Here is a 14,127-nt window from a genome sequence, read left to right on the forward strand (position 1 = left end):
GAACAAACCCCCCCCCCCCCCCCCCCCCACACCCCCCCCCCCCCCCCCCCCCCCCCACCCCCCCCCCCCCCCCCCCCCCGCCCCCCCCCCCCCCCCCACCCCCCCCCCCCCCCCCCCCACAGCGGTATGGACGCGCCCGCGGTGCGCGGGTGCTCAGACGGGCCAGTACGTCCGAGCCCAGGAGCGAGGACCGGGCCGGAGCGCACCCCGGCGCGCGATGCGTCCGGGATCGGACCACTGTTCGGGCGGTACCGGCGCGCCGGACGGGACGGCGGCCGTCGCCGCGGCGCGCGCCTGGACCACCGCGAGTGCGGCGGCCAGCTCCTCCGGGGTCGGATTTCCCCGTACGACCTTGATCATGGCCTGGGTCCTCTCTAGAGGGGGATGTTGCCGTGCTTCTTCGGGGGCAGCGCTTCCCGCTTGGTACGGAGCTGGCGCAGGCCCCTGACGATGTGGGCGCGGGTGTCGGAGGGCATGATCACCGCGTCGACGTAGCCGCGTTCGGCGGCGACGTACGGGTTGAGGAGGGCGTCCTCGTAGTCGGCGATCAGCTCGGCGCGGGTGGCCTCCGCCTCGTCGGGGTCCGTGACCGCCGCGATGGTGCGGCGGTGCAGGATGTTGACCGCGCCCTGCGCGCCCATGACCGCGATCTGTGCGGTGGGCCAGGCCAGGTTGAGGTCGGCGCCCAGGTGCTTGGAACCCATGACGTCGTACGCGCCGCCGAACGCCTTGCGGGTGATGACCGTGATCAGCGGGACGGTGGCCTCGGCGTAGGCGTAGATCAGCTTGGCGCCGCGGCGGATGATCCCGCCGTACTCCTGGTCGACGCCCGGCAGGAAGCCGGGGACGTCGACGAAGGTCAGGACGGGGACGTTGAACGCGTCGCAGGTCCGCACGAAGCGCGCGGCCTTCTCGCTCGCGTTGATGTCCAGACAGCCCGCGAACTGCATCGGCTGGTTGGCGACGATGCCGACCGGGTGGCCCTCGACGCGCCCGAAGCCGGTGATGATGTTCGGCGCGAACAGGGCCTGCGTCTCCAGGAACTCGCCCTCGTCCAGCACGTGCTCGATCGCGGTGTGCATGTCGTAGGGCTGGTTCGCGGAGTCCGGGATGAGCGTGTCGAGCTCGCGGTCCTCGTCCGTCGTCTCCAGGTCCGCCTCCTCGGGGAACGCGGGGGCCTCGGAGAGGTTGTTGGAGGGGAGGTAGGAGAGCAGGGACTTGACGTACTCGATGGCGTCCTTCTCGTCACCCGCCATGTGGTGCGCCACACCGGAGGTGGCGTTGTGCGTACGGGCGCCGCCCAGTTCCTCGAAGCCGACGTCCTCACCCGTGACGGTCTTGATGACGTCGGGGCCGGTGATGAACATGTGCGAGGTCTGGTCGACCATGACCGTGAAGTCGGTGATCGCGGGGGAGTAGACCGCGCCGCCCGCGCACGGTCCGACGATCAGCGAGATCTGCGGGATCACCCCGGAGGCGTGGACGTTGCGGCGGAAGATCTCCGCGAACAGCCCGAGAGCGGCCACGCCCTCCTGGATGCGGGCACCGCCGCCGTCGTTGATGCCGATGACCGGGCAGCCGGTCTTCATCGCGAAGTCCATCACCTTGACGATTTTCTCGCCGTAGACCTCGCCGAGCGAGCCGCCGAAGATCGTGAAATCCTGCGAGTACACGCACACGGGCCGGCCGTCGACCGTTCCGTAGCCGGTGACGACGCCGTCTCCGTACGGGCGGTTCTTCTCGATGCCGAAGTTGGTGGACCGGTGGCGGGCGAACTCGTCGAGCTCGACGAAGGAACCCTCGTCGAGGAGGAGATCGACCCGCTCGCGGGCGGTCAGCTTGCCCTTGGCGTGCTGCTTCTCCACGGCGCGTGCGGAGCCTGCGTGCGTGGCTTCGTCAATACGTCGCTGCAGGTCCGCGATCTTGCCCGCGGTGGTGTGGATGTCGCTCTGCGGCTCGGACATCGGGTGGCGGCTCCCTGCCTGGTCACGGGGACGGCTAGAACGTTCAGCAGCGGGTGCTCGGCCGGGACGTGCGCGACCGCGTGGGGGACGCGAGGTCGACAGGCGCACGGGCTCGACGGCCGGGGTTGCTACTGACTCGTAGCGTATCGGCGCGGCTACCGTTCGGCAGTGCGTCGTTTCCCACACCTAGGGTGGCTTGCATGACACCTTCCGATGCGTCACACAACCGCTGGTCGGACCTGGACCGGCCGCCCCTGAACGTCGCCGCGCTGCGCCGCGGGCTGCTTCGGCCGGGCTCGTTGTGGAGCTCGGTCGACGTGGTGGAGACGACCGGCTCGACCAACTCCGATCTCGCCGCACGCCCGGAGGCGACGGCCGAGGGCACCGTGCTGGTCGCCGAGGAGCAGACGGCGGGGCGCGGCAGGCTCGACCGGACCTGGACGGCACCGCCGCGTTCGGGACTGTTCTTCTCCGTCTACCTGACTCCCGGGGACGTGCCCGTGCACCGCTGGGGGTGGCTGCCCCTGCTCGCCGGGGTCGCGACGGCGACCGCCCTCGCGCAGTCGGCGGGCGTGGACACGGCACTGAAATGGCCCAACGACCTCCTGGTCACGATCGACGGCGCGGAACGCAAGACCGGCGGCATCCTCGCCGAGCGCGCGGGCGAGGGCGTCGTCATCGGGATCGGGCTCAACGTCTCGCTGCGCGCGGACGAGCTGCCCGTCCCGACGGCGGGTTCGCTCGCCCTGGCCGGGGCGGTCTCCACCGATCGGGAGACGCCCCTGCGGGCCGTCCTGCGGGCGCTGGAGGAGTGGTACGAGAGGTGGCGCGCGGCGGACGGGGACGCCTCGGCGAGCGGCCTCCAGGCGGCGTACGCGGCGGGCTGCGCGACGCTGGACCGGACCGTACGGGCGGAAATGCCGGGCGACCGTTCCGTCGTCGGCGAGGCCGTCGCGATCGACGGGGACGGGCGCCTGGTGCTGGCCACGGGCGACGGGCTCCAGGAACCGGTGTCGGCGGGCGACATCGTGCATCTGTTGTCGAGCCCGTCAGGCGATTGAGGACAAAACGGCTGCCGGGCGCACTCCGGTGACATGTTCGGCGGCCACGGCCCGGGCGACGTGAGGTAGGGCACACCTGCCGTATCGTTGAGGCGATCCAGCGACAGATCGGCAGGGCAGTGCGCAGGGAACGGGCAGGAGGCGGCTGGTGACCGTCGACGACACGACGTCCGGCGCGGGCGAGGAGCCCCCGTCGGACTCCTCGGTCCACGCGACACCGCATCACGAAGTCGACCACACGGCGGAGCCGACCGACGACCCCCTCGCGATCCGGCTGGAACAGCTGATCCTGGGGGCCGACCGCCGGTACACGCCGTTCCAGGCGGCCCGTACCGCGGGCGTCTCCATGGACCTGGCGTCCAGGTTCTGGCGCGCCATGGGATTCGCCGACATCGGACAGGCCAAGGCGCTCACCGAGGCCGACGTGCTGGCACTGCGCCGCCTCGCCGGACTCGTCGAGGCGGGGCTGCTCAGCGAGCCGATGGCGATCCAGGTGGCGCGCTCCACCGGGCAGACCACCGCCCGGCTGGCGGAATGGCAGATCGATTCCTTCCTGGAGGGGCTGACCGAGCCCCCCGAGCCCGGGATGACCCGTACCGAGGTCACGTATCCGCTGGTCGAGCTGCTCCTGCCCGAGCTGGAGGAGTTCCTGGTGTACGTGTGGCGGCGGCAGCTCGCCGCCGCGACGGGCCGGGTCGTGCAGGCCGCCGACGACGAGGAGATGGTCGACCGCCGGCTGGCCGTCGGCTTCGCGGACCTGGTCGGTTTCACCCGGCTGACGCGACGGCTGGAGGAGGAGGCGCTCGGCGAGCTCGTCGAGGCGTTCGAGACGACCGCAGCCGACCTGGTCGCCGCCCACGGCGGACGGCTCATCAAGACACTCGGCGACGAGGTGCTCTTCGCCGCCGACGACGCGGGAACGGCGGCCGAGATAGCGCTCCGGCTGGTCGAGGCGATGGCCGAGAACGAGACGATGCCCGCGCTGCGCGTCGGCATCGCCTTCGGCACGGTCACCACCCGGATGGGCGATGTCTTCGGCACCACGGTGAATCTCGCCAGCCGGCTCACCTCGATAGCTCCGAAGGACGCCGTCCTCGTCGACGGGGCGTTCGCCAAGGAGCTCACGCGGACCGGTGACGCTCCCGCGTCCGAGGCGCAGGCGGCCGAGGAGGCGGCGGCCGCCGCCGAGCGGGCCCGGCTGGCCGAGAAGGAGGGCCGGGAGCCGGACGAGCCCGCCCCGCCCCGCTACCGCTTCGGCCTCCAGCCGATGTGGCAGCGGCCGGTGCGCGGGCTCGGCGTCGTGGAGCCGTGGCTGCTGGCGCGGCGCGGCACGCCGGGTTCCTCGTCCTGACGGACCCCGCGACTCCCATATGCCTGGGGACGGGTGCGCTCTAGGATCGCCCGGTAACGCTCGTTAACGTCGAGCTCGTTCACCGGAGGGGTGCAGTCATGACCGTCACGTCCGAGCAGCGGTTCGGGGAGTTCGTCGTCGTGCGGCGCCATGCGGGCCAGGAGCACGTGGCCGAGCTGGTGCTCGACCGGCCCAAGGCGATGAACGCCGTGTCCACGGACATGGCCCGTTCGATCGGAGCCGCCTGCGCGGCGCTCGGCGCGGACAGCGGGGTACGGGTCACCGTGCTCACCTCCAGCCACGAGCGGGCCTTCTGCGTGGGCGCGGACCTCAAGGAGCGCAACTCCTTCACCGACGCCGAGCTGGTGCGGCAGCGGCCCACCGCCCGCGCCGCCTACACCGGCGTACTGGAACTGCCGATGCCGACGATCGCCGCGGTGCACGGCTACGCGCTCGGTGGCGGCTTCGAGCTGGCGCTCGCCTGCGATCTGATCGTGGCCGACCGCACGGCGGTCGTGGGGCTGCCCGAGGTGTCGGTCGGAGTCATTCCGGGCGGCGGCGGTACGCAGCTGCTGCCTCGCCGGGTCGGTGCGGCCCGCGCCGCCGAGCTCGTCTTCACCGCACGGCGGGTGGAGGCGGCCGAGGCGCGGGAGCTGGGGCTCGTGGACGAACTGGTCGAGGCGGGCCGGGACCGTGACGAGGCGCTGGCGCTCGGCGGGCGGATCGCCGCCAACTCGCCCGTGGGGCTGCGCGCGGCCAAGCGGGCGCTGCGGCTGGGGCACGGGCTCGATCTGCGAGCGGGGCTGGAGGTGGAGGACGCGGCCTGGCGGTCGGTGGCCTTCTCCGGGGACCGCGCGGAGGGCGTGGCCGCCTTCAACGAGAAGCGGAAGCCGAACTGGCCCGGGGAGTGAGCGGCGCCGCGCAGGGCATCAGGTGACCGTGGGTGACGGTGGGCCGCAGGTCCGGGGCGCACCGGGGATCCCCCAAGGCGCAAACTGATCAAACCATTACAAACCTACATAAGCTGGAGCGATGGGTGGTGATGATGCGCGGCTACGGGCCGTGGTTTCGCTTGCGCAGTCGATGGCCGCGGCGTACACCCCGCGGGACTCCTGGCGTGCGGCGGCGCTGAGAGCGTGCGAGGCGCTGGACGGCAGCTTCGCCGCGCTCTCCGTGTGGGAGCGCGATCGCGGACGGCTGCGGGTGCTGGTGAACGCGGGCGAACGGGCCGAGGGGGAGGAGGAGTTCCCCGAGGAAGAGGCGTATCCCGTGCACCAGTTCCCGGAGATCACCGAGTTCCTCCATGAACGCTGGGCGGGCGGCGGCGAGCCGGACGCCTGGGTGGAGACCGCCGACGGCTCCCCGGCCGAGGGGGCCCCGGCGCGGGGTGCGCGTCCGTTCTGTCACCAGCGGGTCGCAGCCCTGCGCCGGCGCGGGCGGGGCTGCTGCGTGGTGGCGCCGATCGTGCTGCACGGGCGGGCCTGGGGGGAGCTGTACGTCGCACGCTCGGCGGGGCGGCCGGTGTTCGACCGGAGCGACGCCGACTTCGCGACCGTCCTGGCCGCCGTCGTCGCGGCGGGGATCGCTCAGACGGAGCGGCTGGAGGAGGTCCGCAAGCTGGCCTTCACCGATCCGCTCACCGGCCTCGCGAACCGCAGGGCCGTCGACATCCGGCTCGACGAGGCGGTGGAGCAGCATCGGACCGACGGCGCCGTGGTGAGCCTGGTCGTCTGCGATCTGAACGGCCTGAAGGCGGTCAACGACACGCATGGGCACGAGGTCGGTGACCGTCTGCTGGAACGTTTCGGCTCCGTGCTGTCCCTGTGCGGTGCGATGCTGCCCGGAGCCCTGGCCGCGCGTCTGGGCGGTGACGAGTTCTGCCTGCTGACCCTCGGTCCCGGGGCGGACGACGTGGTCAGGGTGGCCACGGAACTCTGTGACCGGGCGGCCGTGCTCGAACTCGGTGACGGCGTCGCGTGCGGGGTCGCGTCGACCGGTGACCCCATCGGTCCGCTGCGCTCGGCGCGCAGGCTCTTCCGGCTGGCCGACGCCGCGCAGTACCGGGCGAAGGCGGCCCGTTCCTCCAAGCCGGTGGTGGCCGGGCGCGACGGCGAGGTGATCCGGCTCGCCGACTCCCCGCCGAAGTCGGCCCACGACCGGCGCAGGCTGCGCGGCAGCCGTCCCTGAGGGTGAGGAGGGGTAAGGGGTCAACTGGATGACCACTGGTGACATGCCACCTAGTGACATGGAGAGATTCAATCCGTACGCTTCTGAATATGGATATGCATACAGTCGTGGTGGGGACGTCCGGTACCACCGCCGAGGACGTCATCGCCGTGGCCCGCGCGGGTGCCCGCGTCGAGCTCTCGGCCGCAGCCGTGGACGCGCTTGCCGCCGCCCGCGAGATCGTGGACGCGCTCGCCGCCAAGCCCGAGCCGGTCTACGGCGTCTCCACCGGCTTCGGCGCCCTCGCCAGCCGCCACATCAGCCCCGAGCTCCGCGCCCAGCTCCAGCGCAACATCGTGCGCTCGCACGCGGCCGGCATGGGCCCCCGCGTCGAGCGCGAGGTCGTGCGCGCCCTGATGTTCCTGCGGCTGAAGACCGTCGCCTCCGGACACACCGGCGTACGCCCCGAGGTCGCGCAGACCATGGCCGACGTGCTGAACGCGGGCATCACCCCCGTCGTCCACGAATACGGCTCCCTCGGCTGCTCCGGCGACCTCGCCCCGCTCTCGCACTGCGCCCTGACCCTGATGGGCGAGGGCGACGCGGAGGGCCCCGACGGCGTCGTACGCCCCGCGGGCGAGCTCCTCGCCGCCCACGGCATCACCCCCGTCGAACTGCGCGAGAAGGAGGGCCTGGCCCTCCTGAACGGCACCGACGGCATGCTCGGCATGCTCGTGATGGCCCTCGCCGACCTCAAGAACCTCTACACCTCGGCCGACATCACCGCCGCCCTCTCCCTGGAGGCGCTGCTCGGCACGGACAAGGTCCTCGCCCCCGAGCTGCACGCCATCCGCCCGCACCCCGGCCAGGGCGCCAGCGCCGACAACATGCTGCGGGTGCTCGCCGGGTCCGGTCTCACCGGTCACCATCAGGACGACGCGCCCCGCGTCCAGGACGCCTACTCCGTGCGCTGCGCCCCGCAGGTCAACGGCGCGGGACGCGACACCCTCGCGTACGCCGCCGTGGTCGCCGAGCGCGAGCTGGCCTCCGCCGTCGACAACCCCGTGGTGCTGCGGGACGGCCGGGTCGAGTCCAACGGGAACTTCCACGGCGCGCCCGTCGCGTACGTACTCGACTTCCTGGCGATCGTCGCCGCCGACCTCGGCTCGATCTGCGAGCGCCGCACCGACCGGCTCCTGGACAAGAACCGTTCGCACGGGCTGCCGCCGTTCCTGGCCGACGACGCCGGGGTCGACTCCGGGCTGATGATCGCCCAGTACACGCAGGCCGCCCTCGTCAGCGAGATGAAGCGGCTCGCCGTCCCGGCGTCCGCCGACTCCATCCCGTCCTCCGCGATGCAGGAGGACCACGTCTCCATGGGCTGGTCGGCGGCGCGCAAGCTCCGTACCGCCGTCACCAACCTGGCCAGGATCGTCGCCGTCGAGATGTACGCGGCGACCCGCGCCGTCGAACTGCGCGCGGCCCAGGGGCTGACCCCCGCGCCCGCCTCGCTCGCCGCGATCGAGGCCCTGCGCGCGGCCGGGGTCGAGGGTCCGGGACCCGACCGATTCCTCGCCCCCGACCTGGCCGGCGCCGACACCTTCGTACGCGAGGGAAAGCTGGTCGCGGCGGTGGAGCCGGTCACCGGCCCGCTGGCCTAGGAGCTCATCCCCCGGACGGGCCCCCGAGCGGGCCCGTCCGGACCGAGTAGGTGACGAAACCCGCGCCGATCAGCAGGAACGCCGTGCCGCCGATCAGATACGGGGTGGTGTCGACCCCCGCACCGGTGTCGGCGAGCACGGGCTCCGCTCCGGCCTGCCCGGTGGGCTGATCCGGTGCGGAGTTCGCGGCGGCACCGCGCGCGTGGCTTTCGCCGGTCGCGTTGGCGGAGGGGACGAACCACAGAGCGCAGAGCAGGGTGCCCGCGGCGGTGGTGGTCAGCAGCGTGCGACGAGCGATGGACACAGAATCGATCCCCTTGCGACAACCATCAGTTAGCCCCGTGCGCCGATGCTAAGCAAAGCAGCGGGTCGTGGGAAAGCCAGGGACTCCAGGAGCCTTACGCTCCCGCCTATGACCACTTCAGAGACATCCAGGTTTGTTCGGCTTCGCGTGGAGATGGTGCTGGAGATCACCGACGCCGAGGCCCTGACCGGCAGCGCCCTGCAGGGCATCGCCGCCGAGTACGGCGCGGCGGGCATCGAGCTCGGCCCGGGCGAATCCGCCGAGGAGCGCACGCATGCCGAGGCCACTGTCCGGGAAGACGGTGCTGAGGCCATTGCTTCACTCGTCGACCCCTTCGACCTGGTCAGCGAGGTGCCCGGGGTGGAACTCGCCCAGGCGTCCTGGAGCAGTGAGACCGTCGACTACGACCCCGACGCCGAGGACTGGTCCGAGGACTGGGACGGCGGCGAGGACGACGACGAGAGCGGCTACGGATTCGAGGGTGCCGGTGAGGGCGGCGAGGTCGAGGACAATGGGGGCAGCGACGGCGAGCGTGCCGGCGTGGAACGGTAGGCCGGAGAGGTGAGAGCCGGCCCCGGACCGCGTTCGGCGGCGGACCGGGGCCGGCCGTGTGCCGGCAGGCGCATACGGGTCCGGCGGCGGGAACCGGCGGCGCCGTCGCCGCGTCGGTGAGTGGTGTTCCCCACATCCTCCGTGGATGTGGAACCGACCACCCGTTCCGGGTGTTCTTGGAACATTGACGGGGTAACGCCGTCCCGGCGGACCCGTTCGGGGATTTGGGGAATCGGCAACGATGGAGAAGCGTGTGATGACGGACAGCAAGCGGCGCAGGGGCCTCGCGGCCGTGTCCGCACTGCTCGGCGGCGTACTGGTGCTTTCGGCCTGTAGCGACGAAGGCAAGAACGCCCCGAGTGCGGAGAGCTCGAAGAAGTCGCAGGCTCAGGTGGACGAAGCGGCGGCCAAGGAAACCTCGGAGGCGCAGATAACGATCGCGCCGAAGAACGGTGCCACCAACGCGAGCATCAACAAGGACGCCAAGGTCACCGTCACCAAGGGCAAGCTGACCGAGGTCACCATGACCACGTCGGCCGGCCAGAGCGTCGAGGGCACCCTCGCCGCCGACGGCACGAGCTGGGTGCCCAGCGCCCAGCTCGAGCGCTCGACCACGTACAAGATCAATGCCACGGCGACGGACTCCAAGGGCCGTGAGGCCCACGAGAACAGCTCCTTCACCACCGTCTCGCCCGACAACAGCTTCATCGGCAACTTCACCCCCGAGGACGGCTCCACCGTCGGCGTCGGCATGCCGGTCTCGATCAACTTCAACAAGGCGATCACCGACCGCAAGGCCGTCCAGGACGGCATCACCGTCACGTCCAGCAGCGGCCAGCAGGTCGTCGGACACTGGTTCAACTCGCAGCGCCTCGACCTGCGCCCCGAGGACTACTGGCAGGGCGGCTCGACCGTCACGCTGAAGCTGGAGCTCGACGGCGTCGAGGGCGCGGACGGCGTCTTCGGTGTGCAGCAGAAGACGGTCACCTTCAAGGTCGGCCGCAACCAGGTCTCGACGGTCGACGTCCAGACGAAGACGATGACCGTCACCCAGGACGGCAAGACCATCAAGACCATCCCGATCTCGGCCGGTTCGTCGGACAACCCGACGTACAACGGCCAGATGGTGATCTCCGAGAAGTTCAAGGAGACCCGGATGGACGGTGCGACGGTCGGCTTCACGGACGACGACGGCAAGGGCGAGTACGACATCAAGGACGTGCCGCACGCCATGCGTCTCTCCACGTCGGGCACCTTCATCCACGGCAACTACTGGGGTGCCAAGTCGATGTTCGGCAGCGCCAACACCAGCCACGGCTGTGTGGGCCTCGCCGACGTGAAGGGCGCGGGCGACCCGAACGCGCCGGCCGCCTGGTTCTTCAACAACTCCATGATCGGCGACGTGGTCATCGTCAAGAACTCCCCCGACAAGACCATCACCCCGGACAACGGACTCAACGGCTGGAACATGAGCTGGGCCGAGTGGACGGCCGGCTCGCAGGCCTGATCCCTCCTCACATCTCCCCCGTACGAAGGCGGCGGCACCCGGACACCCGGTGCCGCCGCCTTCGGCGTATCCGCGCTCACCCACGGGTGTCGGGCGCCCGTGGAGGTTCTCATGCGGCTCTCATCGGGGCCTTAACCCACCATCACTCCCGCTCCATAGCTTCGCGCCATGTTCTTCACCTACCTCCGGCGCGAGCTGCGCCGCCGCAGAAAGGCGGCGCTGGTCGTCGCCTCGGGGCTCGCCCTGGGAATCGCGCTGGTCATCGTCGTCAGCTCGGTGTCCACCGGCATGACCAGAGCCCAGGACAAGGTCCTGGAATCGCTGTACGGCCTCGGCACGGACATGACCGTCACCAAGGCCGCCGCCGCACCGGGCTCCACGAGTGAGCGCCCCAGGTTCGAATTCGACGCGAAGGACGACGACTCGACGCAGAGCACCGACCGGGTCATGGTCCAGGGCTTCCAGACCCTGGCCGCCACCACCGTCGACGAGGTCGCTGAGCAGAGCGGCGTGGCCGACGCCGTCGGCGGGCTGAGCCTGACCGTGATGAAGGTCGACGGCCAGTTCAAGCGCGGCGAGTTCAAGCAGGACGAGGGCGCGCAGGACAGCAGGACCGGGCCCGGGGGCGGCGCGGGCCGGCCGCAGGGCGAGGTGCGGGGCGGCGGTGCCTCCTTCGACGTCAACTCCTTCACCGTGTACGGCACGGACGTCACCCAGCAGGACCTGGGCCCGCTGACCTCCTCCAGGATCACCACGGGGCGTACCTTCAAGGCCGCCGAGACGGACGCGAAGGTCGCCGTCGTCGACGCCTCGTACGCCAAGGAGAAGAAGCTCGCGGTCGACAAGACCGTGAAGATCTCCGGCGCCACGTACACGATCATCGGTGTCTCGACGGCGGACAGCGGCGACGCGGCCGCCAACGTCTACGTCCCCCTGAAGCAGGCGCAGACCCTGGCCGCCTCCAAGGGCAAGGTCACCACGGTCTATGTGAAGGCCGCCGATTCGCAGCAGATCGACGCCGTGAAGTCCGCCATCCAGAAGAACATCTCCGGCACCACGGTCACCACCTCCGCGGACCTGGCCGACACCGTGTCAGGCTCCCTCGCCACCGCGTCCGACCTGGCCTCCAGCGTCGGCAAGTGGCTCTCCATCGCCGTACTGATCGCGGCGTTCCTGGTCGCCGGTCTGCTCACCTCCTCGGCGGTCAGCCGTCGCGTACGGGAGTTCGGCACCCTCAAGGCGCTCGGCTGGACGAGCGGCCGCGTCACCCGGCAGGTGGTCGGCGAGGCCCTCGTCAACGGCCTCTTGGGCGGGGTCCTCGGCATCGCCGTCGGGCTCGGCGGCGCGTACCTCGTGACCGCCATCAGCCCCACCCTCACCGCCCAGCTCGGCTCCTCGGGCGGCGGAGGCGGGATGGCAGGCGGCGGACCCATGGGCGGCGGTCCCGGCCGTCAGACCGCGTCCAGGGCCCTCGACATCGCGCTGACCGCGCCGGTCTCCCTCTTCGTCATCCTCGCCGCCGTCGGACTGGCGGTGGCGGGCGGACTCGTCGCGGGGGCCTTCGGCGGCTGGCGCGCCTCCCGGCTCCGTCCGGCCGACGCCCTGCGCCGCGTCGAGTAGCGCCCGTACCCGAATCCAACGTCCGTACGTACAGCAGGAGTCCACACGTGTACCAGCTCAGAGGCGTCACCAAGCGCTACCGGCGTGGCAAGACCACGGTCAACGCGCTCGACGGGGTCGACCTGACCATCGAGGACGGCGGCAGGCTCGTCATCCAGGGCCCGACCGGCGGCGGCAAGTCCACCCTCCTCCAGATGCTCGGCGGCCTGGACCGGCCGACCGAGGGTTCCGTCGAACTCGACGGGGTCGACCTGGCGAAACTGCCGGAGGCGCGGCTCACCAAGGTGCGGGCGGAGTCCATCGGCTTCGTCTTCCAGAGCTTCAACCTGATCCCCACGCTCACCGCGCAGGAGAACGTCGAGACCGCACTCGTCCCGCTGGGGCTCGGGGCGAGGACCCGCAGGGAGCGGGCGGCGGAGGCGCTCGAATCGGTGGGCCTCGGGGACCGTCCGACCCATCTGCCGGGCGAGATGTCCGGTGGCCAGCAGCAGCGCGTCGCGATCGCGCGGGCACTGGTGAAGCGGCCCAAGGTGCTGCTCGCCGACGAGCCCACCGGCAATCTCGACGAGTCCATGCGCGACGAGATCATGGAGGTGCTCGACGGGCTGTGGAAGGAGCACGGGCTGACCTTCATCATGGTCACGCACGACAGCGCCCTGGCCCGCAAGGCGCCGAGGCTGGCCACGATCCGCAAGGGCCGCGTCACCGTGACGGAGAACGCCGCCGCCTGAACCGTGGTCGCTCGCCGGGCGGCCGGGCCTCAGACCGCCCGTCCGGCGACGGCGGCCCGGTACGCCACCAGGTCCGCCCGCCGCACCTGCCGGAGCCCCGCCACGTCCTCGTACGGATCTCCGCCCTCGCTGCCACGGAGCGGGCCTTCGGTGCCGTCCCGGGCGGCGCGGCGGGGGAGCGAGCGCAGCCGGCGCCAGGGTTGCAGCGGTGCCCAGAACAGTCCGTGGACCCAGCGCCGCACGAGGGGGCCGAGCCCGGGCCGGTCGACCCCGGGCATCCTGACGACCCGTACCCCCATGACCAGTTTGCCCGCGCTGGCCCGGACCGCCAGGGTCAGGAGCACCTGGTTGACGAACGAGAGCACGAGCGCGAAGGCCAGAAGCAGCGGGAGGGCCCGGCCCGCGTCGGAGGTGTGCACGTGGGGCCGGGCCAGCAGCCCGGCGGCCAGCAGGCACAGATAGCAGTCGACCGCGACCGCGAGATACCGCCGCATGTCCCCGGCGCCGGAGGGGATGCGCGGCGGCGGGCGTAACGGTCCGTACGTGCCGGGCGGGCGCCGCCGGTCGTACGGCCCGGGGGGCGCGGCCCGGCTCACCGGAGCGACTCCGGGCCGTCGCCTGCCGTACAACGACCGTTGCCTGTAAGGCGGTTGACGATGACTGGCCCCCCGTGGCGCGCTCATTACGGCATCATGGCCGATCGTCCGCTGTCGCGTCTCCCTTCCACACATAGCGGATGTCCGGCTCCCGCTCCTCGTTGTCCGAACCGTCCGTCCGTTCCGCCGCCGCGAAGCCGTGCCGCTCGTAGAAGCGGTGCGCGGGAGTGTTGACCTGGAAGGTCCACAACTCCAGTCCCTGCGGGCTGCGTTCCTTGGCGAGCTGTACGAAGCGGTCGCCGAGACCGTGCCCACGGCGGTCGGGGGCCAGATAGAGCTGCTCGATCCGGCCCTCCTCCAGCACCATCATCCCGACCACGGTGCCGTCGTCGTCGGCCACCCAGGTCTCGTGGTGCACCACGACGACATCGCGGAAGAACGCCCGTACACCGTCGTCGTCATGGGCACGGCGCACGGTCGGCAGTGCGGCGTCGAAGGACCGCAGATAGACCTCCGCCACCGCCGCCCCGTCCTCGGTGCGGGCGCGGCGCAGCGCGATGCGCTGGGAATCCTGGTTGTTCATCCGGTCAATCTCGCACACCTGTCCGGTAGTC

At 71.4% G+C, this 14,127-nt stretch carries 14 protein-coding genes; 9 read left to right on the forward strand and 5 right to left on the reverse strand.

Annotation, left to right across the window (positions count from 1 at the left end; genetic code table 11):
- Positions 1-153: 153 nt before the first annotated feature.
- Together AC07FA_RS13015 and AC07FA_RS13020 are read right to left on the reverse strand one after the other, a co-directional pair.
- Entirely contained in the window at positions 154-360 is a 207-nt protein-coding gene (locus AC07FA_RS13015; RefSeq protein WP_328905491.1) for an acyl-CoA carboxylase subunit epsilon, read from the reverse strand.
- A gap of 14 nt (positions 361-374) precedes the next feature.
- Positions 375-1,964: an acyl-CoA carboxylase subunit beta gene (locus AC07FA_RS13020; RefSeq protein WP_479075222.1), complete on the reverse strand. Its 1,590-nt coding sequence runs from the start codon at positions 1,962-1,964 to the stop codon at positions 375-377.
- A 200-nt stretch (positions 1,965-2,164) separates the two neighbouring features.
- On the opposite strand from AC07FA_RS13020, the gene AC07FA_RS13025 reads away from it, so the two are divergent.
- The 5 genes from AC07FA_RS13025 to hutH all read left to right on the forward strand — a co-directional run bounded on the left by AC07FA_RS13025 (position 2,165) and on the right by hutH (position 8,203).
- Complete coding sequence (locus tag AC07FA_RS13025; RefSeq protein WP_479075224.1) at positions 2,165-3,025, forward strand: biotin--[acetyl-CoA-carboxylase] ligase; 861 nt, start codon at positions 2,165-2,167, stop codon at positions 3,023-3,025.
- A 148-nt stretch (positions 3,026-3,173) separates the two neighbouring features.
- Positions 3,174-4,376, forward strand: a complete 1,203-nt coding sequence (locus AC07FA_RS13030; protein ID WP_479075226.1) for an adenylate/guanylate cyclase domain-containing protein — start codon at positions 3,174-3,176, stop codon at positions 4,374-4,376.
- 98 nt (positions 4,377-4,474) lie between these two features.
- Positions 4,475-5,287, forward strand: coding sequence for an enoyl-CoA hydratase/isomerase family protein (locus AC07FA_RS13035; protein ID WP_479075227.1), 813 nt, complete (start codon positions 4,475-4,477; stop codon positions 5,285-5,287).
- Between the two features lie 121 nt (positions 5,288-5,408).
- On the forward strand, positions 5,409-6,563 hold the full coding sequence (locus AC07FA_RS13040; protein ID WP_479075228.1) for a GGDEF domain-containing protein: 1,155 nt from the start codon (positions 5,409-5,411) through the stop codon (positions 6,561-6,563).
- An 89-nt stretch (positions 6,564-6,652) separates the two neighbouring features.
- Positions 6,653-8,203 (forward strand): histidine ammonia-lyase, encoded by a 1,551-nt coding sequence (hutH, locus tag AC07FA_RS13045; protein WP_479075230.1) that lies wholly within the window; start codon positions 6,653-6,655, stop codon positions 8,201-8,203.
- A gap of 4 nt (positions 8,204-8,207) precedes the next feature.
- Here the strand turns inward: hutH and AC07FA_RS13050 are convergent, their stop codons facing one another.
- A complete protein-coding gene (locus AC07FA_RS13050; protein ID WP_479075231.1) occupies positions 8,208-8,507 on the reverse strand; it encodes a hypothetical protein in 300 nt (99 codons plus the stop codon).
- A gap of 108 nt (positions 8,508-8,615) precedes the next feature.
- On the opposite strand from AC07FA_RS13050, the gene AC07FA_RS13055 reads away from it, so the two are divergent.
- From AC07FA_RS13055 to AC07FA_RS13070, 4 genes are all read left to right on the forward strand, one after another.
- Positions 8,616-9,059, forward strand: coding sequence for a hypothetical protein (locus AC07FA_RS13055; RefSeq protein WP_479075232.1), 444 nt, complete (start codon positions 8,616-8,618; stop codon positions 9,057-9,059).
- A 241-nt stretch (positions 9,060-9,300) separates the two neighbouring features.
- Positions 9,301-10,566, forward strand: coding sequence for a L,D-transpeptidase (locus AC07FA_RS13060; RefSeq protein WP_479075234.1), 1,266 nt, complete (start codon positions 9,301-9,303; stop codon positions 10,564-10,566).
- A gap of 168 nt (positions 10,567-10,734) precedes the next feature.
- Positions 10,735-12,186, forward strand: a complete 1,452-nt coding sequence (locus AC07FA_RS13065; RefSeq protein ID WP_479075235.1) for an ABC transporter permease — start codon at positions 10,735-10,737, stop codon at positions 12,184-12,186.
- Between the two features lie 47 nt (positions 12,187-12,233).
- Entirely contained in the window at positions 12,234-12,917 is a 684-nt protein-coding gene (locus tag AC07FA_RS13070) for an ABC transporter ATP-binding protein (protein WP_479075236.1), read from the forward strand.
- A gap of 29 nt (positions 12,918-12,946) precedes the next feature.
- Here the strand turns inward: AC07FA_RS13070 and AC07FA_RS13075 are convergent, their stop codons facing one another.
- Together AC07FA_RS13075 and AC07FA_RS13080 are read right to left on the reverse strand one after the other, a co-directional pair.
- A complete protein-coding gene (locus AC07FA_RS13075; protein ID WP_479075238.1) occupies positions 12,947-13,513 on the reverse strand; it encodes an RDD family protein in 567 nt (188 codons plus the stop codon).
- Between the two features lie 94 nt (positions 13,514-13,607).
- Positions 13,608-14,096 carry an N-acetyltransferase family protein gene (locus tag AC07FA_RS13080; protein ID WP_479075240.1) on the reverse strand — a complete coding sequence of 163 codons (489 nt, stop codon included), beginning with the start codon at positions 14,094-14,096 and terminating at the stop codon, positions 13,608-13,610.
- Between the last annotated feature and the right edge of the window lie 31 nt (positions 14,097-14,127).

The sequence above is a fragment of the Streptomyces sp. NPDC045968 genome, assembly GCF_056430475.1.

Bases quoted from the DNA above. Each gene is read 5' to 3' on its own strand.
- AC07FA_RS13015 (WP_328905491.1), bottom strand. From the start codon at position 360: ATGATCAAGGTCGTACGGGGAAATCCGACCCCGGAGGAGCTGGCCGCC.
- AC07FA_RS13020 (WP_479075222.1), bottom strand. From the start codon at position 1,964: ATGTCCGAGCCGCAGAGCGACATCCACACCACCGCGGGCAAGATCGCG.
- AC07FA_RS13025 (WP_479075224.1), top strand. From the start codon at position 2,165: ATGACACCTTCCGATGCGTCACACAACCGCTGGTCGGACCTGGACCGG.
- AC07FA_RS13035 (WP_479075227.1), top strand. From the start codon at position 4,475: ATGACCGTCACGTCCGAGCAGCGGTTCGGGGAGTTCGTCGTCGTGCGG.
- AC07FA_RS13040 (WP_479075228.1), top strand. From the start codon at position 5,409: ATGGGTGGTGATGATGCGCGGCTACGGGCCGTGGTTTCGCTTGCGCAG.
- hutH (WP_479075230.1), top strand. From the start codon at position 6,653: ATGGATATGCATACAGTCGTGGTGGGGACGTCCGGTACCACCGCCGAG.
- AC07FA_RS13055 (WP_479075232.1), top strand. From the start codon at position 8,616: ATGACCACTTCAGAGACATCCAGGTTTGTTCGGCTTCGCGTGGAGATG.
- AC07FA_RS13060 (WP_479075234.1), top strand. From the start codon at position 9,301: ATGGAGAAGCGTGTGATGACGGACAGCAAGCGGCGCAGGGGCCTCGCG.
- AC07FA_RS13065 (WP_479075235.1), top strand. From the start codon at position 10,735: ATGTTCTTCACCTACCTCCGGCGCGAGCTGCGCCGCCGCAGAAAGGCG.
- AC07FA_RS13080 (WP_479075240.1), bottom strand. From the start codon at position 14,096: ATGAACAACCAGGATTCCCAGCGCATCGCGCTGCGCCGCGCCCGCACC.